The 24,499-nt window shown below is 42.9% G+C and carries 21 protein-coding genes, 2 pseudogenes and 1 riboswitch; of the genes and pseudogenes, 9 read left to right on the forward strand and 14 right to left on the reverse strand.

What is annotated here, in order from left to right; translation table 11 throughout:
- Positions 1-12 precede the first annotated feature (12 nt).
- Positions 13-4,575 (reverse strand): glutamate synthase large subunit, encoded by a 4,563-nt coding sequence (gene gltB, locus GYO_RS32205; RefSeq protein ID WP_014113981.1) that lies wholly within the window; start codon positions 4,573-4,575, stop codon positions 13-15.
- A 145-nt stretch (positions 4,576-4,720) separates the two neighbouring features.
- Here gltB and gltC point away from each other — a divergent pair, with 145 nt between their 5' ends.
- Positions 4,721-5,623, forward strand: a complete 903-nt coding sequence (gene gltC / locus GYO_RS32210) for a glutamate biosynthesis transcriptional regulator GltC (RefSeq protein ID WP_014113982.1) — start codon at positions 4,721-4,723, stop codon at positions 5,621-5,623.
- 51 nt (positions 5,624-5,674) lie between these two features.
- On the opposite strand, the gene proB is transcribed toward gltC, so the two are convergent.
- The 3 genes from proB to rtp form a co-directional block, all read right to left on the reverse strand.
- Positions 5,675-6,790, reverse strand: coding sequence for a glutamate 5-kinase (gene proB, locus GYO_RS32215; protein ID WP_014113983.1), 1,116 nt, complete (start codon positions 6,788-6,790; stop codon positions 5,675-5,677).
- On the reverse strand, positions 6,787-7,680 hold the full coding sequence (gene proC, locus GYO_RS32220) for a pyrroline-5-carboxylate reductase (protein WP_079288164.1): 894 nt from the start codon (positions 7,678-7,680) through the stop codon (positions 6,787-6,789). Before proC ends, proB begins: the two co-directional genes overlap by 4 nt.
- A gap of 146 nt (positions 7,681-7,826) precedes the next feature.
- A complete protein-coding gene (gene rtp / locus GYO_RS32225; RefSeq protein WP_003220337.1) occupies positions 7,827-8,195 on the reverse strand; it encodes a replication termination protein in 369 nt (122 codons plus the stop codon).
- Between the two features lie 303 nt (positions 8,196-8,498).
- Between rtp and GYO_RS32230 the strand changes: the two genes are divergently transcribed.
- Positions 8,499-9,716, forward strand: a complete 1,218-nt coding sequence (locus GYO_RS32230) for a cytochrome P450 (RefSeq protein ID WP_014113986.1) — start codon at positions 8,499-8,501, stop codon at positions 9,714-9,716.
- Between the two features lie 31 nt (positions 9,717-9,747).
- Here GYO_RS32230 and GYO_RS32235 read toward each other — a convergent pair whose 3' ends face one another.
- The gene (locus GYO_RS32235; RefSeq protein ID WP_014113987.1) at positions 9,748-10,464 is read right to left on the reverse strand and encodes a 3-ketoacyl-ACP reductase; all 717 of its coding nucleotides are present in this window, start codon (positions 10,462-10,464) and stop codon (positions 9,748-9,750) included.
- A gap of 150 nt (positions 10,465-10,614) precedes the next feature.
- Here GYO_RS32235 and GYO_RS32240 point away from each other — a divergent pair, with 150 nt between their 5' ends.
- The 3 genes and pseudogenes from GYO_RS32240 to GYO_RS32250 all read left to right on the forward strand — a co-directional run bounded on the left by GYO_RS32240 (position 10,615) and on the right by GYO_RS32250 (position 12,339).
- Positions 10,615-10,920, forward strand: coding sequence for a DUF948 domain-containing protein (locus tag GYO_RS32240; RefSeq protein WP_014113988.1), 306 nt, complete (start codon positions 10,615-10,617; stop codon positions 10,918-10,920).
- A gap of 69 nt (positions 10,921-10,989) precedes the next feature.
- Positions 10,990-11,762: pseudogene (locus GYO_RS32245) on the forward strand (hypothetical protein).
- Positions 11,763-11,805: 43 nt separating this feature from the next.
- Positions 11,806-12,339: pseudogene (locus GYO_RS32250) on the forward strand (GNAT family N-acetyltransferase).
- A gap of 183 nt (positions 12,340-12,522) precedes the next feature.
- On the opposite strand, the gene GYO_RS32255 reads toward GYO_RS32250, so the two are convergent.
- The 7 genes from GYO_RS32255 to GYO_RS32285 form a co-directional block, all read right to left on the reverse strand.
- Positions 12,523-13,515 (reverse strand): ABC transporter permease, encoded by a 993-nt coding sequence (locus tag GYO_RS32255; protein WP_014113990.1) that lies wholly within the window; start codon positions 13,513-13,515, stop codon positions 12,523-12,525.
- The gene (locus GYO_RS32260) at positions 13,509-14,255 is read right to left on the reverse strand and encodes an ABC transporter permease (protein WP_014113991.1); all 747 of its coding nucleotides are present in this window, start codon (positions 14,253-14,255) and stop codon (positions 13,509-13,511) included. The genes GYO_RS32255 and GYO_RS32260 overlap by 7 nt, the downstream gene beginning before the upstream one ends.
- Before the next feature lie 9 nt (positions 14,256-14,264).
- Positions 14,265-15,203: an ABC transporter ATP-binding protein gene (locus GYO_RS32265; RefSeq protein ID WP_014113992.1), complete on the reverse strand. Its 939-nt coding sequence runs from the start codon at positions 15,201-15,203 to the stop codon at positions 14,265-14,267.
- A gap of 13 nt (positions 15,204-15,216) precedes the next feature.
- Positions 15,217-15,768: a MarR family winged helix-turn-helix transcriptional regulator gene (locus GYO_RS32270; protein WP_014113993.1), complete on the reverse strand. Its 552-nt coding sequence runs from the start codon at positions 15,766-15,768 to the stop codon at positions 15,217-15,219.
- A 440-nt stretch (positions 15,769-16,208) separates the two neighbouring features.
- The gene (locus GYO_RS32275; protein WP_014113994.1) at positions 16,209-17,453 is read right to left on the reverse strand and encodes an MFS transporter; all 1,245 of its coding nucleotides are present in this window, start codon (positions 17,451-17,453) and stop codon (positions 16,209-16,211) included.
- 94 nt (positions 17,454-17,547) lie between these two features.
- Entirely contained in the window at positions 17,548-19,011 is a 1,464-nt protein-coding gene (locus GYO_RS32280) for an FGGY-family carbohydrate kinase (RefSeq protein WP_014113995.1), read from the reverse strand.
- A 17-nt stretch (positions 19,012-19,028) separates the two neighbouring features.
- Positions 19,029-20,054 carry a 2-hydroxyacid dehydrogenase gene (locus GYO_RS32285; RefSeq protein ID WP_080010082.1) on the reverse strand — a complete coding sequence of 342 codons (1,026 nt, stop codon included), beginning with the start codon at positions 20,052-20,054 and terminating at the stop codon, positions 19,029-19,031.
- A 93-nt stretch (positions 20,055-20,147) separates the two neighbouring features.
- Positions 20,148-20,239: riboswitch (SAM riboswitch) on the reverse strand.
- A gap of 147 nt (positions 20,240-20,386) precedes the next feature.
- On the opposite strand from GYO_RS32285, the gene GYO_RS32290 reads away from it, so the two are divergent.
- A complete protein-coding gene (locus GYO_RS32290; protein ID WP_014113997.1) occupies positions 20,387-22,429 on the forward strand; it encodes a molybdopterin oxidoreductase family protein in 2,043 nt (680 codons plus the stop codon).
- A gap of 106 nt (positions 22,430-22,535) precedes the next feature.
- Positions 22,536-22,829, forward strand: a complete 294-nt coding sequence (locus GYO_RS32295; protein WP_014113998.1) for a hypothetical protein — start codon at positions 22,536-22,538, stop codon at positions 22,827-22,829.
- A 176-nt stretch (positions 22,830-23,005) separates the two neighbouring features.
- Here the strand turns inward: GYO_RS32295 and GYO_RS44240 are convergent, their stop codons facing one another.
- Positions 23,006-23,134 (reverse strand): hypothetical protein, encoded by a 129-nt coding sequence (locus GYO_RS44240; protein ID WP_014113999.1) that lies wholly within the window; start codon positions 23,132-23,134, stop codon positions 23,006-23,008.
- 123 nt (positions 23,135-23,257) lie between these two features.
- Positions 23,258-23,671: a UPF0715 family protein gene (locus GYO_RS32305; RefSeq protein WP_014114000.1), complete on the reverse strand. Its 414-nt coding sequence runs from the start codon at positions 23,669-23,671 to the stop codon at positions 23,258-23,260.
- A gap of 294 nt (positions 23,672-23,965) precedes the next feature.
- Between GYO_RS32305 and GYO_RS32310 the strand changes: the two genes are divergently transcribed.
- On the forward strand, positions 23,966-24,088 hold the full coding sequence (locus GYO_RS32310) for a hypothetical protein (protein ID WP_003220370.1): 123 nt from the start codon (positions 23,966-23,968) through the stop codon (positions 24,086-24,088).
- A 56-nt stretch (positions 24,089-24,144) separates the two neighbouring features.
- On the forward strand, positions 24,145-24,438 hold the full coding sequence (locus GYO_RS32315) for a YozQ family protein (RefSeq protein ID WP_014114001.1): 294 nt from the start codon (positions 24,145-24,147) through the stop codon (positions 24,436-24,438).
- Positions 24,439-24,499 lie beyond the last annotated feature (61 nt).

The following is a 24,499-nucleotide window of genomic DNA, read 5'->3' on the forward strand; positions in this document are numbered from 1 at the left end:
CTCTCCCCTTCCTTACTGCACTACCGCTTGTTTTTGTCCCGATGTTGCTGTATTCTGCTTTGGCTTCGTGTTGGCTTCAAATGCGAACATGACGGCTTCTTCATCTGATAAACCTGCAGCTTTTTGCTCTTCGATGCTCGCCAGCATTTGTTTATAGTTTTTCGGAATGACTTTGACAAATTTTTTCACGCTGTTTTCCCACTGATCAAGCAGGTCTGCCGCTTTTTGGCTGTTTGTATACCCAGCATGTTTTTCAAGCATTGCTTTAATTTGTTCGATTTCTTCCTCATCCTCTAATGATTCAAATAAAATCATTTCAAGATTGCATTTGCGTTTAAACGCTTTTACATCTTCGGCGAGAACATAAGCGATTCCGCCGGACATACCTGCAGCGAAGTTTTTGCCTACATCACCGAGTACGACAACACTGCCGCCAGTCATGTATTCACAGCCGTGGTCACCAATACCTTCTACAACCACGTTCACACCGCTATTCCGAACGGCAAAGCGTTCACCCGCACGTCCGTTAATGTATGCTTCTCCGCTTGTCGCACCGTAGAAAGCCACGTTGCCGATAATGACGTTGTCATCTGAAGCGGAATTGAATCCTTCCGGTGACTTGACGATGATTTTTCCGCCAGAAAGCCCTTTTCCGACATAATCATTTGAGTCTCCATCCAAATAAAGCGTCATTCCTTTAGGAACGAAGGCTCCAAAGCTTTGTCCGGCTGATCCGGTAAACTGCAGCTTGATCGTATCTTCAGGAAGCCCTTCTTCTCCGTAGCGTTTTGAAATTTCACTGCCTGTTATCGTTCCGGCTACACGGTTTGTATTGTTAATTGCGATAGAAACATCCGCTTCTTTTCCAGACTCGATGGCTTCTTGTACGGCCGGGAGAATCGCTGTGATATCAAGTGATTGATCAATTTTATGATTTTGTGGCGATTGGAATGTTCGTACGCCTTCAGGCTGATAAAGAAGTGTAGACAAATCAAGCTGGCTTGCCTTCCAGTGCGCCTTCGCGCGTTCACTCACATGAAGTACGTCAGTGCGGCCGATCATTTCATCAAATGTCTTGAAGCCTAACGCAGCCATGTACTCACGAACTTCTTCAGCAATGAACAACATATAGTTCACAATATGATCAGGATCTCCCATGAACTTTTTGCGAAGCTCTGGATTTTGTGTCGCTACCCCGACAGGACATGTATCCAAATGGCAGGCACGCATCATGACACAACCGAGTACAACTAATGGAGCCGTTGCGAAACCGAATTCTTCAGCTCCGAGCAAGGCAGCCATCACAACGTCTCGGCCCGTCATGAGCTTTCCGTCTGTTTCTAATACAACACGGTCACGGAGTCCGTTCAGCATTAATGTTTGATGTGCTTCTGCGAGGCCAAGCTCCCACGGAAGCCCTGTATGTTTAATACTGGTTTTCGGAGAGGCACCTGTACCTCCATCGTAACCGCTGATTACAATGACATCGGCAGTCGCTTTGGCAACACCTGCAGCAATTGTGCCTACGCCTGCTTTTGACACCAGCTTCACGCTGATTCTTGCGTCACGGTTGGCATTTTTCAAATCGTGGATCAGCTGGGCCAAATCCTCAATCGAATAAATGTCATGGTGCGGCGGTGGTGAGATTAATCCGACACCAGGCGTTGATCCACGGACATTGGCAACCCAAGGATATACTTTATTGCCAGGCAGCTGCCCGCCCTCACCCGGCTTAGCGCCTTGCGCCATTTTAATCTGCAGCTCATCTGCATTGACGAGGTAATGGCTTTTGACACCGAAACGTCCGGATGCAATTTGTTTGATTGCACTTCTTCTGTCATCACCGTTTTCATCTGGAACAAAGCGTTTTGGATCTTCTCCGCCCTCACCGCTGTTGCTTTTTCCGCCAAGACGGTTCATTGCGATTGCTAAAGCTTCGTGCGCTTCCTTACTCAAGGATCCAAATGACATCGCACCTGTTTTAAAGCGTTTGACAATCGATTCAGCGGATTCGACTTCTTCTAATTTCAGCGGCTTTCGGTTTCCGTCAAATCCAAACAAGTTCCGTAAAAATCCGATTCGCTCTTCATCTGCCGCTTTTGTATATTGTTTAAACAGATTGTAATCATTTCTGCGGCATGCCCATTGCAAGGTATGAATCGTTTTCGGGTTAAACGCATGATGCTCTCCGCCGTTTCTCCATTGGAAGTCACTTCCTGATTCAAGCGTTTTGCTGAAATCATCCTGATACGCTTCCCGGTGGCGGCGCTGCGCCTCTTCCGCAATTGTTTTTATGTCGATGCCGCCGAGCTGTGATGCAGTACCTGTGAAATAGCGGTCAATTACATCACGGCTGATTCCTACCGCTTCAAAGATTTGGGCGCCTCTGTAACTTTGTACAGTTGAAATCCCCATCTTGGACATGACTTTTACGACACCTTCAGTAATGCTTTTTCCATATTTGCTGACCGCTTCTTCATAGCTGATATCCAAACGTCCTTCATCAATTTCCTGCTTGTAGGTCGCATAAGCGAGATAAGGATTAATCGCATCTGCGCCGTAACCGATTAATGCTGCAAAGTGATGTACTTCACGCGCTTCTCCTGATTCCACAATAATGCTGACTTTCGTACGCAGCCCTTTGCGGATTAAATGCTGATGCAGCGCGCTGACTGCCAGAAGCGGCGGAATTGGTGTCAGGCGTTCATTCATCTTTTTATCTGATAAAATTAACAGGCTTACGCCTTGGCTGATGGCTTTCTCTGCCTGTGTGAACATGTCCTTTAATCCGCGTTCAAGATCCTCTGAAAACAGCACATCGATTTTTTGGCTTTTTAAATCAGGATGAACAATCGTTTTTAATGCGTAAAATTGTTCGTTTGATAAAACAGGTGTATACAGTTTAATCCGGCGAACGTTTCGCTCACTCGGGTGAAGAAGATCGCCTTCTGCACCGAGCCACGTCATCGTTGATGTCACAAGCTGCTCACGAATCGCGTCGATTGGGGGGTTCGTTACTTGTGCAAACAGCTGCTTAAAGTAGTTAAACAGTGATTGCGCATGGTCTGACAGAACAGCAAGCGGCGCGTCATTCCCCATTGAACCGAGAGGATCTTTGCCTTCTTTAATGACAGGAATTAAATATTTTTGGATATCTTCATATGTGTATCCGAATGCCTTCTGGCGAGTAAGAAGATCTGTAAACTGTTCTTCCTCTCTTGATTCCGGATCAGGATTCACTTGCACAAGCTCTTCTTCAAGCCACTTTTGGTACGGGTACTCCGTTGCAATTTGTGTTTTGACTTCTTCATCCGAGATAATGCGGCCTTCTTCTAGGTCTATTAAAAGCATTTTTCCAGGTTCGAGACGGTTTTTATATAAAACGTTCTCCTGTTCAACTTCAATAACGCCTACTTCAGATGAGAAAATAATATAATCATCTTTTGTTACATAATAACGGGCCGGACGGAGACCATTCCGGTCAAGGATCGCACCGATTTGTTTTCCGTCAGTAAATGAAATGGCTGTCGGTCCGTCCCAAGGCTCCATCAGGGAACTATGGTACTCGTAAAACGCTCTTTTTTCCTTAGACATATGCGTATTTTCTGTCCAAGGTTCAGGAATGAGCATCATTGCTGTATGTGCCGGTTTGCGTCCAGCCATCACGAAAAATTCAAATGCGTTATCCAAAATGGAAGAGTCACTGCCGTCAGCATTTAAAATCGGCAGAATCTTGTTTAAATCCTCACCGAAGCTTTCAGATACAAATTGCTGTTCACGCGCTCTCATCCAGTTGATGTTTCCGCGAAGGGTGTTGATTTCACCGTTGTGAACCAAATAGCGGTTAGGATGCGCTCTTTCCCATGTAGGGAATGTGTTGGTGCTGAAGCGTGAATGGACAAGCGCAAAAGCAGAAACGAATGCTTCATCCTGCAGATCAGAATAAAACGCATCAACTTGTTCAGGTGTTAAAAGGCCTTTGTAAACGATGGTCTGGCTTGAAAGACTGGCAAAATAAAAATCAAAACCTTCCGTTACTCCCCAGTTTTCAGCCTGTTTACGAATGACATACAATTTTCGTTCAAAAGACAAATTGTCCTTCAGATCAGAACTTGCGCCAATAAATACTTGACGGACAAACGGACAGCTTTTTTGCGCTACTGTTCCGATTTTTCCGACATTTACAGGTACAGTTCTCCAACCAAGAACGACTTGGCCTTCTTGTTCAATCAGTGCATTGATTTGCTTTTCGATTTTTTTTCTTTCATCTTCCTTCTGTGAGAAAAAGACCATTCCTACCCCGTAACGCCCTTTTTCCGGCAGATTGATGTCTTTGCACTTTTTCCTAAAGAAAGCATCAGGGATTTGAACCAGTAAGCCGGCTCCGTCTCCTGTATCCGGATCACTGCCTTGGCCTCCTCTGTGGTCTAGCTGGCAAAGCATCTTAAGCCCTTGTTTGACGATGTCGTGAGTCTGCTTGCCCTTTAAGTGCGCATATAGGCCGATTCCGCATGCATCATGTTCAAATTCAGGACGGTAGAGACCTTGAGCTTTTGGCATTTGATTGTACGTCATAATTCCTCTCCCCCGATCAATTTCCGATAATACCGGTCATAAAATCTAACACTCTATAATCATTGTAGGTTTTCAAAACGATATAAACAATATATAATTTAGATCAAAAGAATCTCAAAATGAGATAGATGGATGTGAGACAAACATGGAGCTGCGCCAACTGCGTTATTTTATGGAGGTGGCTGAAAGAGAACACGTTTCAGAAGCCGCTGATCATTTGCATGTGGCCCAATCAGCAATCAGCAGACAAATTGCAAATCTTGAAGAAGAATTAAATGTGACTTTATTTGAACGTGAAGGGAGAAATATCAAACTCACGCCGATCGGAAAAGAATTTTTAATTCATGTGAAAACGGCGATGAAAGCCATCGATTATGCGAAAGAACAAATTGATGAGTATCTCGACCCGCATCGCGGAACGGTAAAGATCGGCTTTCCTACAAGCCTTGCCAGCCAGCTTTTGCCGACTGTCATTTCAGCATTTAAAGAAGAATACCCGCACGTCGAATTTTTGCTGCGCCAAGGCTCCTATAAGTTTCTGATTGAAGCTGTCAGAAACCGCGATATTGATTTGGCTTTATTAGGGCCGGTGCCGACGAATTTCCCTGACATAGCAGGGAAAATTTTATTCACAGAAAAAATTTACGCGCTTGTTCCATTAAATCATCCGCTTGCCAAACAAAAAACGGTTCATTTAATTGATTTGCGCAACGACCAATTTGTATTGTTCCCGGAAGGATTTGTACTCAGGAAGATGGCAATCGATACTTGCAAACAAGCCGGCTTTGCTCCTCTCGTTTCTACGGAGGGTGAGGATTTGGATGCGATCAAAGGATTAGTGTCCGCAGGAATGGGCGTTACCCTTCTGCCTGAAAGCACTTTTGCTGAAACGACACCTCGTTTTACTGTGAAAATTCCAATTGAGTTCCCTCAAGTAAAACGGACTGTCGGGATCATTAAACCAAAAAACAGAGAGCTTGCTCCGTCTGCGAATGACTTTTATGAGTTTGTCATTCAATTCTTCTCTAAGCTGGAGCAGTATCAATAAAAAAACGAACCCGAGCTTCTATAAAAGAAGCTTCGGGTTTTTTACTGCAAATTAATTTACAGGCAAAGATAAATCTACATGGCAAACAAATGCTTCCTGATCAATCACAGCTTTGTTTATCAATTCTTCCTTCTTTTCCGGTTCTTGAAGCTGTACAGAAGAATAATTGACGATTCCGAGCCCGATTTCTGCCCCTTGTGAATCCATCAGCCGAACAACTGATCCGCTTTTGAATTTTCCTTTAATCTCCTGTACACCGTCCAGATATAAACTCGATTGGCCGTTTGTTATTTTTCGGGAATAATCATCTGATAAAATCATTTCACCTTCCGGGCCGGAATTAAAAGCGATCCACTGCTCCTTTTGATTCAACGGAAGCGTTCCCTCTGCTTCAAAATAGGTGCCTTCCGCTACTTCATGAACGGCTTGATATAAAATATCACCTGCATCTGCCTGACCAAGAAATCCTTTAATTCCGGATGCCATTACGATTTTAAACGCATCAAGCTTAGAGCGCATACCGCCAGTGCCGACGCCGCTGCCAGTGTCACCTGCACACGCTTCGATGTCAGGCGTTATTTCACTTACCCGCTCCATCCTTTTCGCTTCTGGATTTGTACGCGGATTGCCGTCATATAATCCGTCGATATCTGATAAAATCACAAGCATATCTGCATCAATTAATCCGGCGACTTTTGCGGCGAGCGTATCATTGTCGCCAAACTTGAGCCGATTGACGGTAACTGTATCATTTTCGTTGATAATCGGGATGATGCCGCGTTCGAGGAGTACATTCATTGTATTCCGGACATTGTTATACCGATATTCATCAGAAAAATCGCTTCTCGTAATTAAAATTTGGGATGCAACATAGCCGTGTGCCAAAAACAGCTTTGAATAAGCTTCCATCAGCAGGCCCTGGCCGATTGAGGCTGATGCTTGTTTTTCCGGAAGTTTTTCGGGTCTTCGGATAAATCCGAGCTTCCGATATCCCGCCGCCACTGCGCCTGAGGAAACCAAAATCACTTCATAGCCGGCGTCTTTGAGTTTGACGACTTGGTCGACCAACGCTTCTAATTTTCGAATGCTGATTTCTCCATGAAGGCTTGTTAATGAACTGCTTCCAATCTTCACAACGACTCTTTTCATGTTTGTATCAGGCGTCACTTTATCACTCCTGATAGCGGTGCCGCTGTTTTTTCGATATCGTCGCTGATTTCCTTTGAACGCTTAGCCGCATGCTTAATCGCTTGAGAAATCGCTTCTCCGCCGCCGCTTTTTTTCAAGGCTTGCAGCCCGGCAGCAGTCGTTCCGTTCGGTGACGTGATATTGTCTCTTAAGACCTCAGGCTGTTCTCCTGTTTCCATGAGCATTTTTGCGGCACCTAAAAGCGTCTGTGCGCCGATGCTTCGAGATAACTGTTTATCGAGGCCCGCTTCCTCGCCTGTCTTTTCAATGAATTCCATTAAATAATAAAAATACGCGGGGCCGCTGCCGGCAATTCCGGTGAATATGTCCATTTGATTTTCTTGGATGGTATAGACTTCACCCATGCATCCGAGCAATGCTTCAGCCAGCTTTTGCAGGTCTTCTGACACATACTTGCCAAGCGCAATGGCTGTTGCAGAAGCACCGATCATACTGGAGGTGTTGGGCATCACCCTGACAACCGGCTGTTGATTAAGCAATGATTGTTCAATAAAAGAGGTGGTTATGCCGGCAAGGACCGACAAGATTAATTGATGGGGTTGAATACGTGTTTTTAGTGATGACAGAGCGCTTTCGGCGTCTTTTGGCTTCATTGCCAAGATGAGCACATCCATGTCTTCAATACACATTTGGTTCGGTGAGGCGCCTTTGATTCCATATTGAAGTTCAAGTTCAGCTAATCGCTCTGTATTGCTGCGGTTTGTAACGCAGATGTTTTGTTTCGGGATTTTGTTGGCACGAACGATACCTGATATCATTCCTTCCGCCATAGATCCTGCTCCTATAAAGGCTACTTTTTTTTGATCAAAGATCGGTAACATCTCCTTTGTTCGCTTTTTTGTTCGCATTTTCACACGTTTAAAATGTTACCACGTGAGGAAATGATGTCAAGTGTGAAGGTCATCATTGATTTGTATTGTTTCTTTTCGACAAATATGTATAATGTAAAGCAGAAAACACCCGATGCACACTGCTGCGCGGGTGTTTGTTTCTATTAAAAATTATCTGAGAGCGCTTTTTCAATCAGTTTTTTACAGCGGTCCAGCTCAACCTTCAGCTGTTTTTTATATAGTTTGGCAGCCTCGTAATCTTTAAATTGATAGAGTACGACTTCCTGGAGCTTAGCCCCTTCTTTTTTTACTTTGATTTGCTTTAATATCCCGTCATCAAGAAGCTCATGCAAAGACCGGTATACTTCTGTGTGATTTGGTTTAAATCCAATCTCTTTAAATTCAGACCGAAGCACCTCAAGCAGCTTTAGTCCGTAAAGTCTTTCTTGCTCTGTCATCGTTATCATATAAAGTTTTAAAAATGCGCGCTGTTTAACTAAAAAGCCAGTTGAACTTCTTTTTTCCTCTTTCATCATATGCACCCCTTCTTCTGTCACTGAGAACACTATGTACTAAATATTCAATTTTATACTATTGGTTTCCTTCTTTATATTAAGGACTGTTAATCCAGTAATCCTCATATTTGCTGTTTATCATTGCAGCGGAATATAAAATAGATATTGAACATTTGGTACACAGTTCATTTAGTTTTATTATAGCCGATCTTCACCGTTATCTTCAATGTGAAACGATTGTCCGATTTACATTTTCTTTATTTTATGTCCATTGAATTGAAAAACAGGGTTTGGTAACGTATGGAGAAAGGAGATGATAGAATGACAAATCAAACTGCACGCCCTTCAAAGGAAGAACGTTACGCCAACCTTATTCCGATGGAAGAATTGCACTCCGAAAAAGACCGGCTTTTTCCTTTCCCAATTTATGATAAGCTCCGGCGTGAGTCCCCTGTCCGTTATGACCAACAGCGGGATTGCTGGGATGTTTTCAAATACGATGATGTTCAGTTCGTCCTGAAAAATCCCAAGTTCTTTTCATCAAAACGCGGCATACAGACTGAAAGTATATTAACAATGGACCCTCCGAAACACACCAAATTACGGGCTCTCGTCAACAGAGCGTTTACCCCAAAAGCAGTAAAGCAACTCGAAACCCGCATAAAAGACGTGACAGCATTTCTCTTACAAGAAGCACGGCAAAAGAGTACAATCGATATCATTGAAGATTTTGCAGGTCCCCTCCCTGTTATCATCATAGCTGAAATGCTGGGCGCTCCGATTGAAGACCGCCACTTGATTAAAACATACTCCGACGTACTTGTAGCTGGAGCAAAGGATAGCTCCGACAAAGCTGTTGCTGACATGCTCCATAATCGGCGTGATGGCCACGCTTTTTTAAGTGACTATTTCAGGGACATCCTGTCAAAACGAAGAACTGAACCAAAAGAAGATTTAATGACAATGCTTTTACAGGCGGAAATCGACGGAGAACATTTAACAGAAGAACAGCTGATCGGTTTTTGTATTCTTCTTCTCGTCGCAGGGAATGAAACGACTACAAATTTGATTGCAAATGCAGTTCGCTATCTGACAGAAGACTCAGTGGTCCAACAGCAGGTAAGACAAAATACAGACAATATTGCCAATGTAATAGAAGAAACGCTTCGCTACTATCCGCCTGTGCAGGCCATCGGGCGTGTCGCGGCGGAAGACACAGAGCTTGGCGGAGTGTTCATCAAAAAGGGATCTTCCGTTATCAGCTGGATCGCGTCAGCCAACCGCGATGAAGACAAATTTTGTGAACCTGATTGTTTTAAGATTGACCGCCCTTCCTATCCTCATCTCAGCTTTGGATTCGGGATTCACTTTTGCCTCGGCGCTCCATTGGCCAGGCTTGAAGCGAACATCGCTCTTTCCTCCCTTTTATCAATGTCAGCCTGTATCGAAAAAGCTGATCATGATGAAAAGCTTGAAGCGATCCCTAGTCCCTTTGTGTTTGGCGTTAAACGTTTACCAGTGCGGATTACATTCAAATAAAAAAGCCTGTCGTAAGACAGGCTTTTCATTTTTACGGATTTGTTGACCATAATCCCGCTGTTTTGATGAAAATTCGCGGATCTAATTTCAATTGTGCCACCATATATTCAGCAAGATCCTCTGGCTGCATAACCTTTTCAGGATTACCGTCAGTTAAGTTCAATTCAATAGACATATCACTAGCGACAGTGCTCGGCGTTAACGCGCTGACTCTGATATTATGCTTTCTCACTTCTTGCATAAGAGATTCTGTTAACCCGAGAACCGCAAATTTAGAAGCGCTGTAAGCACTAGTTGCAGCAGCTCCTCTTTGGCCCGCTGTAGACGAAATATTAATAATGTCTCCAGCTTTGCGTTCGATCATTTCCGGAAGCACCGCGCGAGTGACATGATACACACCCATTAGGTTGACTTGTATAATATTTTCCCACTCGTCAGCTGACAGATCTAAGAATCCGCCAAATTTGCTGATGCCAGCGTTGTTAATGAGGATATCGATATCACCGAGCTGTTCTTTCACTTGAGCTACAGCTTGGTTAACCTCTTCGGCATCTTTTACATCTGCAGCGGCAAATGCTGCTTTTACACCAAGCGCTTTGACTTCTTCAGCCACTTTTTCAACATTTGCGGCAGTCCGGCCGATTAACCCGATATTCACGCCTTCTTTTGCAAGCGCAAGAGCTGTAGCGCGGCCTATTCCTCTGCCTCCGCCTGTGATAAGAGCGGTTTTATTTTGTAAGCTTTGCAATTGAAGCACCCTTTCTTTGTTTACATATGTACGATATCACATTATAAGTACAATAAATCCAATACGCAAATCAAACGAACTGTAAAAACATCATTTCTTCTGATTAAAAAAACGCAAACAGGGTAATGACATAAGAAAAGGAGTGAACATATGGTTATTGTTTATATCAGTCTCGCAGTATTGGCTATTTCTATCATTTATTTAGGGGCTAATGTGATTCAAAACAAGAAAAAAATAGATCCCGCACTAAAGGAGCTCACCTCTGTTACGCAGGCTATGCAAAAACAAGTCGAAGGATTAAAAACAGAAGCGCAGCTGCTGACACAGAAACAAAAGAAGATTCAGCAGGATGTCCAAATGAAAAAAAACGCATTTCAGCAGACAGCTGCTGAGGTAAAAGAAGTTCCTCAAGCAGTCAAAGAGGTGTGGCAGGCAGGCCATTTAAATAGCAGATAAAAATGAATGATATCCCATTGTTACGATCAGAATGGACAATGGGATATCATTTTTTGAGGAGGCTTGCGCATGATTGTAAACCCAAGCTGCTTAGAGGAGTTCAGAGAGAAACTGCATTCTCTTCCTTCGTCGCTTACAAAGTCTGATTTACTTGCTTCTCCATTTCGTCTCCATCAAGAAAACGAACTTTGCATCTACTATTCACCTCATAATGAATATATCAACCGGGCTGCCTCTATTGTGATTGCCGGAATCACGCCAGGTTTTTCCCAGATGAAAACAGCGTACAAAACAGCCGCCGAAAGCCTGCGGCAAGGCCGGTCTCTTGAGCAAATGGCAGTAGACACGAAAAAAGCAGCGGGTCTCTCCGGTTCGATGAGGCATAACCTTATCACGATGCTGGATTTTTGCGGGCTGCCGCAGGCGTTCGGCATTCAAAGCGCCGCACAGCTTTTTGGAGACTTACGGCATTTGCTTCATACAACTTCCGTTATCAAATATCCTGTCTTCATTCAGCAAAAAAACTATACCGGTTACAGCCCGGCTATCACTCGATCACCTATCCTAAGCACCTATGCTTTTGGGCACTTCCCTGCGGAGCTCAATAAAGTGACGGGACCGGCTCTTCTCATTCCGCTAGGAAAAGCAGCCGAAGCAGTCTGTGAAACACTGCTCAGCCAGCACAGCCTCCGGAATTTTTTTTACCTACGCGGATTTCCCCACCCATCAGGCGCGAACGGCCATCGTTTGAAACAATTCAGTAAAAACAAAGAGCAACTAGAAAGACAAATTCGTTCCTTTGCTTCCTCAGGTTTGAATTCACTATAGAAAAGAGGAAATAAAAGGGATATGATAAACGAAAACACAAACTTGGGGAGTGGTGGAATGTTTCCTGTATTAGAAACGGATCGGCTTACACTTAGACAAATCAAAGATCAAGATGCAGAAGCCATTTTTGCTTGTTTTTCAAACCATGAGGTGACACGCCATTACGGAATTGAAAACATGGGATCTATAGAATAGGCCATGTCAATGGTTCAATCGTTTGCCGGCCTTTATCAAGAAAAACGCGGGATACGGTGGGGAATTGAAAGAAGAGACACCAAAGAACTAATCGGAACAATCGGATTTCATGCTTTGGCTCAAAAGCATAGGCGTGCAGAGATCGGTTATGAAATCATCCCGGCGCATTGGCGAAACGGATTTGCATCAGAAGCCGTGTCAGAGGTTGTATCCTACGGGTTTGCCGCCCTTGGACTGACACGTATTGGCGCAGTTGTATTTACTGAAAATGAAGCCTCAAATCGACTGCTCGTAAAAATGGGATTTCAAAAAGAAGGTATCCTAAGACAGTACATGTATCAAAATGGAAACCCTTATCATACAAATGTGTATTCTCTTTTAAAATTAAGGGGATAACGGTATTATCTTGCTCTGTACGTACATCCCCTTCCCTTTTAAATGTCCGATTCATGACCTGCACCAGCTTTGACGTCTTGATTCTTGATCACTTCCTTCCAGATGTTCACCCCTTATGCGCTCACATAACTTACAAAATAAAAAAGATGCATAGTGGTCTATACATCTCATGTTCTATTTCCCCTATTCATAAATCCCTTTATTGATCCTTCTTCTTGTGATAAAACCCCCAAGGAAACAAAACACAGCCGACCACATCAAAATGTAGACAACCTGAATCTTGTATTCCCACATTGTATGTCCCATTTCTACCCCATGAATGAAAGTCATATACGCTTTTTGCGGCAGTATCGCACAAAGGGCATTTAATATTGGATAATGTGGAGTAAAAGAAATAAAACAGCCTGACAATACACATGTGATCACACTGATACCGCTTGTCATCAAACTGATGTTTCGCTCCATCACAGAAGCCATAAAGATAGCGAATGCTGTTGCAAGCACTGTAAGAACACCCAGTAATCCAGCAAGAATATCCAAACGGAAACCAATTTCAGCATGAAAGAGTACATTTGTAATCACGATGGCCAAGTAAGTGGGTATGTATAAACATAAAAACGTAAAGATAAACTGAACCAATAAATATTTCCCCACATGCACGGGAGACACTAAAATCCTTCTGAAGGTTTTGAGCATCCGGTCTTCTGGATATAACCCAGTCAATGCCACACCTTGCATCAATACAAGCATCACGATAAAGCCTACTATATTCGTTCCCCTTCCCCGTTCAGTCCTTAATTCGTCCTCTCCCCGGTAGCTGCCTGGCATTTTTCCAGTCTCAAAAAATTGCTGGATCATTTTTTGATCCGCTTTACTTTTCAACGTGGTCACTTTGTAATCACGTTGATTTTTTTCTACGATGGCTGCATATTTCCCTAACACCAGATCAGAAAACTTCGGCTTCTGATGTACCGTTACCACTCTAAATGCAGAATCACTCGGCATATGTTGCACGTCGTCCTGTTCTGTAACAAAAGCGATTGTTTCTTTGAAAACCGGCTTCCCGGAAAACATAATCGCAACGCCGATCATCAGAGGGATAATGATCACTGCAATAATGATAATGGCTTTTTTGGACAGGATTCGCTCCCACCTGTTTCGGAATAAACTCAGCATACATATCCCTCCGGCTTAAATACAACATGCGAAACGGCAATACAAATGATTGAAGCCAATAATAGTCCTGACATAACAGGCAGCAGCATACTGAAATCGTGATCATAAATGAGGCGATATGAACATTCTGTTACCCATTTAACCGGAGAAAGAAGCGATATGTTATTGACGGTATCTCCAAATCTGTGAATCCCGAAAAATACACCGCCAAAGAAAACAAAAGAAGCTATCGGAATTTGCATGATCCCGTTCGCCTGTTCTTCATTTTTGAACAAACAGCAGAACATTGTGCCAAAACAGCAGCCGAAAAATAAAAATACATACAATAAGAGCATGAAATACGGGAGTTCCTGTCCTCCAAAGTTCAAATGAAAAATCGTCTGGGCAATCAACACATTCACGCTGTACATGATGACACTGAATATCCAAGTTGATAGTAATTTAGAAAGATAAATACTAGTGGTCGAAACCGGCGCATACACAATGCGGATGTTTGCTTTCTTCACCTTCTCCTCCATAAACGTATTAGAGGCCGTCATAGCGATCAAAGCCGCAGCGAAAATCATCATATTTACTCCGTAATAATCGTACGAACTGACACCGCCAGCTCCAAAGCTGTTTTTCGAAACAAAGCCCATGACCAGAATGAGAACGAATGGAAAAGCCGTATTGGCGATCACGAGAACCGGATTCCTTACAATATTCATAAAATCAAACGTTATCAATTTTAACAAACTCATTTTGCTCTCCTAATCTCTTAAATTTCTTCCCGTCAGCTCTAAAAATACCGTTTCTAACGATGCCTCTTTTTTGTTCATGCTTAGAATGCCGCAGCCCTGGGCACCCAATTCTGCTATGATTTCACTCAGGTAATCTTGGTTCTGCCGAACGGTAACTTTTAGTTGACGGTCTGAGAAATCAACTCCTGTCACTCCTTTGACTCCTCTAATTGAGTTTTTATTTAATTGCTGAGCATGCGTCAACTGAAAAGCATATGTCATTTCTTTATTCACTTCTCTATATAGCTCTTCTTTTGTTCCATTGGCAATGATTTTTCCTTCATTCATGATGATAATGCGATCTGAAATAGCCTCGGCTTCTTCCATATAGTGTGTTGAGTAAATAATGCTCGCGCCTCTTGTTTTCAGCTCTTTTATCGATACCAAAATGTGATGCCGGGATTGCGGATCGATTCCTACTGTCGGCTCATCCATGATAATCAGTTTCGGCTGATGGGCAATAGCGCACGCAATGTTTAATCTTCTTTTCATCCCGCCAGAAAACGTCTTAGGCTTGTCATCTTTCCTGTCATAAAGCTGCACAAGCTCCAAAGCCTCTTTTACTCGGGTTTTCAGTTCTTCTCCTTTAAGCGAATAAAGGCTCGCAAAAAAACGAACATTTTTCTCAGCGGAAATTTCCTCATAAATCGCGATATCTTGAGGCACAATCCCGATGCCTTTCTTCATTTCCTTTGACCATTTTTTCACATTATGGCCCAAAATCGTAACGTTTCCGGAACTGGCCGACAATGCCCCGGATAACATATGAATGGTTGTGCTTTTCCCTGCACCATTTGGACCTAGTAAGCCAAGTACTTCCCCCTCTCTCACTTCAAACGAAATCCCATCTACCGCCGTTTTGTTTCCGTACTGCATTTTTAAATCTTTTACTGCCGCCACGTTGTTCATACGTTTCTCCTTTTTACATTCTCCGTTTTGCGAATTCCTGCAATAAATTTGTTTTCAAATGATCCCGATTTTGTTCAATATCAAAATCAGCAGCGTTTTCTTCAAAACCATCCTGTTCTTCTCCATCGAAACTGTATAGCTTCTTCAATAAAACCCACAATATTTCCAGCTCTTCCGTAGAAAACTCTTTAAATAGATCTGCCATAAAGTACACCGCTTTTTCACCGCATTCCTCCATGACACGTTTTCCTGAATCAGTAATCTTCACATTAACCGCTCGCTTGTCGCGTTTACTTGGTACAGTGGTGACATAACCTCTTTTTTCAATGCTACTGACAAGCCTGTTGATGTTTTGTTTTGAAGTGCCTAATTTTTTTGCAATGTTGTTGAATGTCGTTTCTTCTTCCGGTAAATGCAGTATGGCAACCATCGTCATAAATTGTCTTGACGTTAAGCTTTCATAATAATCGTCCCCGCGTGATTGAATTTTGTTTAAGACGGAAAAAAGTGTAGCGTAAGACTGCTGCATTAAAAATAAATCTTTCAGTTCTTTAGAATAATCCATGATGCTCCCTCCATAAAAGACAATATATTGTCTTTATAATCATAACATTTCGTACTCTATTGTCAATATGTTGTCTATTTTTATTTAGAAAAGTTTTACAGCCCCCTCAACAATTCATACAATAATAACATACTGAACGATACGAAAAGAGGTAATGTTGATGGCTCGTCATCGTGAATTCAATGAAGATCAAGCGTTGGAAGCCGCTATGAATCTGTTTGGGAGAAAGGCTACGAAGCCACTTCAAGATACGTCGTTCAGGCGAGTTAAAAAGCAAGATCAACGCTGAACAAAGGCGCAGACCTTTATTTTATTCTCATCGGGCTGACTGTGATGATGAAATCCCGCCCAGATCAGCCATTTGTACAGCATTCCGTATCGGAAATCCTTGCATTACTGAACAAATGATAAAAAGCGCCCTGAGACAGGGCGCTTTCTGATTAAGATGCATATTGAGGAGACGTTTCCTCCTGTACTGCTTTTTCCTCAGGTATATGAATGCATTTCGTCATGACTGCACTCGCAAGATAAAGGACCGCAAAGATCCAGACGACGCCTTGCGCACCGACGAGACCGATGAACAGCCAAGCGAGCGCAGGACCGACAAACGCTGATAAACCTGCAGCCAAATTCAACACAGACATGGCCGCTCCTTTGTCTTTTCCGGCCACCGTCGGCACAATCGCACCGATCGGTACATAGCCTGCCAACAAACCTCCCCAAATAAAGCCGATCACGCTGACAACCGCTACACTTCCGCCGGAGAAAACAGGTGCATAATATAATAGGATGGTGAAAATACCGCAGCCGACTCCACCAAACCAAATAACGGTATTTTTCCAGCCGAATTTATCGCCGACAATTCCAAAGATAAGGTTAAACACAATGTTCCCCAGAAAAATCGTTCCCCAAACCTGCAGCCACACATTGGTTGAAATCCCGTGCTGAGCCATGTGCATCGGTAAAAAGACTGGGAAACCATATGTACCAATGCTGTTGATGATTCTGATGATTCCGCCTGTAAGCACCTGAGGATTCGTAAAAAGAATGGTAACTCCTTTTAAAAGTTCCTCGGCTGTTTCCGATCTTTTTCGTTTCTTCTTTTCAAAACGGTCTTTATTGATAAACAATGCGAAGATGGCACCGAGACATACCCAGAATATCGAGCTCCAAAGCGTATTCAAATAGCCGAATGCTTTGATCGCATAGCTTGAGTACCAAGCACCAAACACAAACATGCCGAGGCAATATGCAATCCAAAACCAGCCGACAGCAGTGCTCAGTTTGTTTTGGGGTGTTCTGTAAATGACCCATGTCAAGAAAGAATAAGCAAAAAGCGGGTAGCCTAACCCTTTTACGAAGTAAGTCACATACATCACAGGAAGGTTCAGCTGTTCAAATCCAAACACGATAAAGGCAGTTGTACCGATCACATAAAACAACAGCCCCATAAACATCGTCCGTTTTGCGCCAAATGCTTCGAGACATACACCTGAAAACCAGGAAGCTATGGCAAGCGCAATCCCGTAAATGCTAAAAATTGAAGCGGATTGCTGAACCGTAAGTCCGTTTTCGATCAGAAACGGGCTGAGCCAGCCTTGTTCAAGCCCGTCTCCCATCATAAACAAAACAACCCCTAAAAACCCCCAGGCAAGCCGCTTCGGTATTCCCATTTTATCTAACATATCTGTCTCCTCCTTAGATGCTGATATCAATTACCGTATTACCTTGTTAAAGCCGAAAATTAGTTCATTCCTTAAAACAGCAGCACATACCGCCTTATATCAACACTTTGCTTTCTGACTCTGAAAAAAAACGCTGTGTTTGCTTCCATTCCTCATATAAAGCCAGTTCGACCCGACAGTCCTGCGGTTCGATCACCCGGATATTTGCTGACATCTCTTCCGTCAATTGAAAGGTTTCATTGCAAATGACTGCAGCGCCAACGACAGATGCCTGATGATATCCCTCTTGGACATAGATTTTTTTCTGAAGAAGGTCCGCGATATATTGAGTGAGTGCTTTGCTTTGGAATCCTCCTCCGCACACCCAAACAAAGTCACGTTCAAACGGAGTAACCTTTGTTAAAATGTCAAAGTTCCATTTGATCGAAAATGCGATCTCTTGCAGCGCCGCACGTACAAAATGTGCTCTCTTTAAATTTGAGGAAAGCGGGGCATCAAAAAGAAATCCGCCTCTCGTTAACGCATTCTTTTCTGCCGATAAGTAAGAACCGAGAGCCGCCACACACGCATTGTCTTCTTTAGCAAGGGCAGAAATCTCTTCCTCCATCACTTCGTACGATTCATTTGGATAAAATATCTGTTTTAATTTTTGATAATTCAGGCCGGTAATTCCCGGATTCGTTTCCACAAGCCAATGTCCTTGATCTGTATGGCAGTTCAGCCATGCTTTATGTTTTGTGTCGCCATGATCAGCAGTAATTTTGGTTATTGGCGTTGTTGTCCCTGATACGATGACAATGTCCTCAAGCGCAGCGCCAGTGCTTTTCACAGCCAGTTGTGTATCACCGCCCCCTGCTATAACCTTAGCAGTTATAGAAAGGCCTAATTCGGACGCATATTCATTTGTTATCGTTCCAATCGCTGTTCCCGCTCTTACAAGAGGCGGAAGGATGGATGGTGAAAAGCCGAATATGCCGCACATCTCTTCTGACCAAGTGTTTTGCTTCACGTCAAACAACAGGGTTTCGGTTGCCTGCGATGGTTCATATGTCAAAATTCCGCTCAGCTGATATGTCACCCAATCACTGATGCTTGTAAAACTAGCAGTCTTTTCCCATAAAAAGGGCTGACGCTGTTTTAAACCATAAAGCTTGAGCGCAGAAAAAAGTGCAGTCGGGAGGCGGCCTGTGCGGCTGTATATCTCTTCCTGATTGGGTATACTCTCCTCCCACTCACGGCCGCGATTATCAATGTTCGGCAGCCCGAGAAAAGAGTCGCCGTTTTGATCGATCAGAACAATCCCCTGTCTTTGACTTGTCGATGTCAAACCAATAATGTCAATATCACCTGAACGAGAAAGCGCACGTTTTGCCAGTTTCATCACTTGCTTCCACAGCACCTGAGGAGAAAAATAACGGCTGTCCGGGTAAAGCGTCTCGGTAGCATACACGATGTCCTCCCTTTCAACCGTTTGAACGCTGCCCGATACACTTACGACCGCTACTCTCGCATTCCCTGTGCCGATATCAAAAACGAGATAGCCTTTTTGTTTTTTCATTCCTGTAACCTCCTCTCTTAAACCTCTGTTTTCAGCTCATCTTTGTTATACAGTGTCGGAATATTAAGAGTTTTTCCAACCTTCCACCTTTTGAGGGCTTCGTTCAGGATCGTCACGTGATGATCTTCTACTTCAAAGGTTGCTCCAGCGAGATGCGGTGTTGCCAGAACATTAGGCAATGAAATGAATTCGTAATCTGATTCCTCTGGAGGTTCATGATAAAAAACGTCTAAAATCGCTCCTCTGATTTTATGTTCTTTTAATACAGATAAAAGATCTTCACGGTTTACCACAACTGCTCTTGAAGTATTGACGAAAATCGCACTCTCTTTCATCAGATTAAAATACTTCCGATCAATAAGTCTCAGTGTTTTCTCAGTACGAGGCAGATGGACAGAAACGATATCACTGTCTGAAAACACCGTTTTGAGAGATACTTTTTCATACAGCGGATGATCGTCTTGTACGTATGGATCGTAATACTTTACTTTACAGTCAAACGCTGTCAGCAGTTTTGCAATCCTTTGACCAACCGCGCCGAACCCAACCATGCCGACCGTTTTTCCCGTTAATTCGTTCCCTCTAAATTTGACATAAGCCTGCAAGTAATCGCTGTCCCATTTTCCATCCTTCAGCCATTGATTAGAGGAGCTGGTATGGCGGAGAAAGGAAATCACATTACCGATAAACATTTCAGCAACCGCTTGTGCATTCCGCCCGGGTGTATAGAAAACGGGTATACCTCTTTTTGATGCTGCGGCCACATCCACATTGGATGGCATTCCTCTGCACACGCCCACAAATGAAAGTTCTGGAGCAGATGCAAATACGCTGTCTGTTACTTGATCAAGCTCAGTAATCAAGCCTAACGCATGTGTTTCTTTTAGGAGCTGAATGAGTTCATCTTCCCGGTATGCCCGGCCTTGTTCCTTCCAGGGATGATAAGTAACTGAGCCGAACAATTTTTCAAGCTCTTTTCGTCCTTCTTCGTTGTACGGTGCCGTAACCAAAACCGTCATGGTGCAAAACATCCTTTTCATCATATTTTTCCATAAAAAAATCTCTTTCCGAAGATGGAAAGAGATTCATGTATAAGCGTGTCCTGTTTACAGACAGACGCCGGTTTAAACCTTGCTTTCCTATCTTTCAAGCTGACGCTTGCTGGAATTGGCACAATAATGTTGCCGAGGTTTCATAGGGCCAGTCCCTCCACCTCTCTGGATAGAAAATGTTGAGTATGTAATTTTCAGAATGAAGAATACGTTTATCATAAAGAAGTCTCAGATTGATGTCAATCTCTTTTTTCAGAATTGACGTTATCATCCGAAATGTTATAATTCTTACAAAATATCTAACTAGAGAGAGGAACTGGGCCATGAAATCTTTTGCCACACAACAAAACGGCATTTTTAAATCCGTTTGCTCGCTTGACTGCCCGGATCAGTGCGGATTGTTAATACATAAAAAAGACGGAAAAATTGTGAAAGTCCAAGGTGATCCTGATCATCCTGTCACAGCCGGAAACATATGCAACAAAGTCCGAAACATGACGGAGCGCATCTATGATGAAAAGCGGCTGACTACACCGCTTAAACGGACAGGTGCGAAAGGCCAAGCGATATTCGAACCGATTTCTTGGGAAGAGGCAATCGATACCATTACCTCCCGCTGGAAACAGCTGATTGATGAAGAGGGAGCTGAAAGCATACTTCCGTACAGCTTTTACGGAAATATGGGGAAATTAACAGCTGAAGGTATGGACCGCCGCTTCTTTTACCGCATGGGTTCAAGCCAGCTCGAAAGGACGATTTGCAGCAAAGCAGGATCAGAGGGCTATAAATATACAATGGGTATAAGTGCGGGAATTGATCCTGAGGAAACCATTCATACGAAACTATTTATTTTTTGGGGAATCAACGCAGTCAGTACAAATATGCACCAAATTACTATCGCCCAAAAAGCACGAAAACAAGGTGCCAAAATTGTCGTGATTGATGTTCATAAAAACCAGACAGGCCGTCTTGCAGATTGGTTTATTCCCATAAAACCCGGAACCGACAGCGCACTTGCTCTTGGCATCATGCACATCTTATTTAAAGAAAACCTTCATGATGAAGCATTTCTGTCTGAATACACGGTCGGCTATGAAGAGCTCCGTGAACACGTGAAACAGTATGATCCGGAGAAGGTATCACTGATCACCGGTGTCAGCACCGAAGATATGTATCAGCTGGCAAGAATGTACGGCGAAACCTCCCCTGCTTTTATTAGAATCGGAAACGGACTTCAACACCACGATAACGGCGGGATGATTGTACGGACGATTGCCTGTCTTCCGGCGGTCACTGGCCAATGGCTGCACACAGGGGGCGGCGCAATTAAGCATAACAGCGGAATTTTAGAATATAACACAAATGCCTTGCAGCGGCCTGACTTACTGAAGGGGCGCACACCGAGATCATTTAATATGAATCAGCTGGGCAAAGTGCTTTTGGAAACAGATCCGCCGATTCGTTCTCTTTTTATTTACGGGACGAATCCAGCCGTTGTCGCTCCAGAAGCGAACAAAGTCGGACAGGGCTTGCTGCGGGAAGACCTGTTTACTGTGGTTCATGATTTATTTTTAACGGAAACGGCTGCATATGCGGACATTGTACTGCCTGCAACATCCGCTTTTGAAAATACTGATTTTTATACCTCCTACTGGCACCATTACATTCAGCTTCAGCAGCCAGTAATTGAGAAATATGGAGAAAGCAAGTCTAACACTGAGGTGTTCCGATTACTGGCTGAAGCAATGGGGTTCACAGACCAGGAGCTCAAAGATTCAGATGAAGAATTAATCCGCCAGGCGCTTGACCATCCAGATAACCCATATTTGGCGGAGATTGATTACGATTCACTTACTAAGCATTCATTTATGAAAGCGAAACGCGAAAAGCCGCTGTTTCCAGGCGAACTTCCGACTCCAAGCGGAAAAATAGAATTATACTCAGAGAAAATGAAACAAGCCGGTTTCCCGGCTTTACCGACACATACGCCTCTTACATGCGATAACGAATATCCGTTTATGTATGTTCCGGGGCCAAACCATAATTTCTTAAACTCAACGTTTTCCAACAATGCGAAGCACATCAAGCTTGAAAGGACGCCAAAGCTCTTTATCAACACAAAAGATGCTGAAGAACATGGAATCATTGATGGGGATCCTGTACGAATTTGGAACGGTCGGGGAGAATGCGAGCTGGCCGCTGCAGTCGGAGAACAAGTGCTGCCCGGGGTCGTAGTCAGCCAAGGATTATGGGCGGATGAAACAGGAAAAAAACAGCTTGTAAACGCGCTTACCCCAGACCGCTTGTCCGATATGGGCGGCGGCGCCACCTTTTTTTCAGGACGTGTACAGATTGAAAAAGCATGAACAAAAAAACGCCCAAATCACGTTCTGGCAGTTTTTTTGGTTGAAAATGAAACCCGGAGTATGCCAAGCCCGTATAACATAACATCGACATAATGGAGGCATGCATATGGACGTTTTTTTAGGAATCGGTGTTGCTTTAGCTGGATATTTTATCGGTGAAGGCTTAAAGCAAATGAACCATCCAAAAGCATATGAAAAAAGTGATACCTTTCTTATAAAAGAACGAGATATTCACTTTTACATCGGACATTTTTTAGGAATAACGACAACTGAGGCAAAACAGTTAGCTGGAGACATGACAGACATTCCATACATTGAAATAAACGGAAAAAAATATGTACAGAAACATATGTTAAAAGAATGGACATTCACATTAATTGAGAAACATCAGGGTGAATAAAGCAAATCTGAGGAGAGCGAGATTCATTGTCACGCTCTTCTCAGTTCAGATGTATAGTCAGCTGATCATCCTCTCAGTTCAAACATCGATTCTATTTTAAGTAAACTTGTAAAGATACATTCTGATTGCCGTAAGACCAAACGGTGTTTTCAATTTTGAGGTTCTGGCTGAATGTTTCAATCCATACCTGTTTTGAGTTTAATAAAAGACAATTGCGCTGAGTTAAGCGTCACTTCTTCAATCTGCTCGTTTTTTTGATACACAAATACAACTTTTATGGTATCTCCGTCTTTCGCCATATTCATCTTCAATGTCTCCCCTTTATGATACGTAGAATGCCACTCTTCTAAAATTTTTTAAACTTTATTTCGATATCCATGTCATTTCTCGTACAGCGCCCCCCCTTTTTTCTAAAACGCGAACCTGATTTACTTTATTTTCCCGGTAAGCTGCACACGTTTATAAAGGATTAGAGAATCCCAAAACCAGTAAATCACTGCTGATGCAATACTCAACATATAATAAATATTTGATTGGAATATCCATGATATTGAAGCAGGCTCATTGATAGCATAAAACAGGAATACAGAAATGAAAGCGAGTACAATGTAAAACGATAGATACATTAAACTGAATGTTCTTGCTGTTTTCTGCAAGATCATTTGCAGCGGAAAAGCAAAAAGCCCAAACATCATAAAACCATATAATAAAGCAAGTGCTCCTGTGAATAAAGCGATCATCAGCATGTGATAGGTGACGAGAGAATAAAATCCGAAAAGCAAACCAAAAGAAAGGCTGGATAGTCCTAACGTCATAAGCTGATATGATACCATTTTGTTCATTTTTTCACCTCCTAACTGACTTTTTAATGGTGGCTGTTATGTTTACATGCAGATTCCTTCCCTAACCTGTCCTAATCTCTGCTTCTTTTTCAAACGTTTTGTACAGTGTTTCCCAGCTTTAGACAGCTTCTTCATATACGAAGTGTGCTAATAAAAGGTTTCAAAAACGACCGAAGGTAAAGCCTCTCTGGCTTAAATGGGAAAGGGTCAACGAAAAAAAGCGAATGAATACCTGCCTAACAGACAGAATAAGAAGAGTTGATATTCAACACTTTTCGTAAAGGGGTGACACCAATGAGTAAAAAAGGAATTCAAAATTCAAGTATTGAGCAAATAAGAAATGACCATGAGACTGAAACAGCTTTTAAAGTAGATGATCCTAAAAAACATGGTTCTGATCCTAAAAGAACGAAATAAGTTTCGACTTAATCCCATATGACACAGTTAAATTTCAATAATCTGGAGTGAGTAAAGTGACTCAAAAAAATGGAGCAGACAGACCGGATGACTACAAAAGATTTTCTTCAATTGACAAGGACTATGATTTTCAGCAGACTTTAAATGAAAGTGGTAAGACAGAAAATGCAAACGCTGAAACTCAAACTCATAATAAAGAAAACATAAATGACACCACAGATGTGGCTGGAAAATATTTCGATCCCTCAGATTATAAAGGAACCACGCAATTGGAAAAAGGATTGGCTGAAACTCATGAACAAGTCAGCGATGACTATTTTGAAGGGACTATTGATCAAAATTTGGACTAGTCATTTAAAACGGAGCTAACTTTAAAGAAGTAAGTTAGCTCCGTTTTCACAGTGAAAATAC

The sequence above is a fragment of the Bacillus spizizenii TU-B-10 genome (assembly GCF_000227465.1).
In the GTDB taxonomy this organism is placed as follows: domain Bacteria; phylum Bacillota; class Bacilli; order Bacillales; family Bacillaceae; genus Bacillus; species Bacillus spizizenii.

Excerpts from the sequence above, each read along its gene's own strand:
- gltB (WP_014113981.1), bottom strand. The coding sequence starts at position 4,575 with ATGACGTACAATCAAATGCCAAAAGCTCAAGGTCTCTACCGTCCTGAA.
- gltC (WP_014113982.1), top strand. The coding sequence starts at position 4,721 with ATGGAGCTGCGCCAACTGCGTTATTTTATGGAGGTGGCTGAAAGAGAA.
- proC (WP_079288164.1), bottom strand. The coding sequence starts at position 7,680 with ATGCGAACAAAAAAGCGAACAAAGGAGATGTTACCGATCTTTGATCAA.
- rtp (WP_003220337.1), bottom strand. The coding sequence starts at position 8,195 with ATGAAAGAGGAAAAAAGAAGTTCAACTGGCTTTTTAGTTAAACAGCGC.
- GYO_RS32230 (WP_014113986.1), top strand. The coding sequence starts at position 8,499 with ATGACAAATCAAACTGCACGCCCTTCAAAGGAAGAACGTTACGCCAAC.
- GYO_RS32240 (WP_014113988.1), top strand. The coding sequence starts at position 10,615 with ATGGTTATTGTTTATATCAGTCTCGCAGTATTGGCTATTTCTATCATT.
- GYO_RS32255 (WP_014113990.1), bottom strand. The coding sequence starts at position 13,515 with ATGCTGAGTTTATTCCGAAACAGGTGGGAGCGAATCCTGTCCAAAAAA.
- GYO_RS32260 (WP_014113991.1), bottom strand. The coding sequence starts at position 14,255 with ATGAGTTTGTTAAAATTGATAACGTTTGATTTTATGAATATTGTAAGG.
- GYO_RS32265 (WP_014113992.1), bottom strand. The coding sequence starts at position 15,203 with ATGAACAACGTGGCGGCAGTAAAAGATTTAAAAATGCAGTACGGAAAC.
- GYO_RS32270 (WP_014113993.1), bottom strand. The coding sequence starts at position 15,768 with ATGGATTATTCTAAAGAACTGAAAGATTTATTTTTAATGCAGCAGTCT.
- GYO_RS32275 (WP_014113994.1), bottom strand. The coding sequence starts at position 17,453 with ATGTTAGATAAAATGGGAATACCGAAGCGGCTTGCCTGGGGGTTTTTA.
- GYO_RS32280 (WP_014113995.1), bottom strand. The coding sequence starts at position 19,011 with ATGAAAAAACAAAAAGGCTATCTCGTTTTTGATATCGGCACAGGGAAT.
- GYO_RS32285 (WP_080010082.1), bottom strand. The coding sequence starts at position 20,054 with ATGATGAAAAGGATGTTTTGCACCATGACGGTTTTGGTTACGGCACCG.
- GYO_RS32290 (WP_014113997.1), top strand. The coding sequence starts at position 20,387 with ATGAAATCTTTTGCCACACAACAAAACGGCATTTTTAAATCCGTTTGC.
- GYO_RS32295 (WP_014113998.1), top strand. The coding sequence starts at position 22,536 with ATGGACGTTTTTTTAGGAATCGGTGTTGCTTTAGCTGGATATTTTATC.
- GYO_RS44240 (WP_014113999.1), bottom strand. The coding sequence starts at position 23,134 with ATGAATATGGCGAAAGACGGAGATACCATAAAAGTTGTATTTGTGTAT.
- GYO_RS32305 (WP_014114000.1), bottom strand. The coding sequence starts at position 23,671 with ATGAACAAAATGGTATCATATCAGCTTATGACGTTAGGACTATCCAGC.
- GYO_RS32310 (WP_003220370.1), top strand. The coding sequence starts at position 23,966 with ATGAGTAAAAAAGGAATTCAAAATTCAAGTATTGAGCAAATAAGAAAT.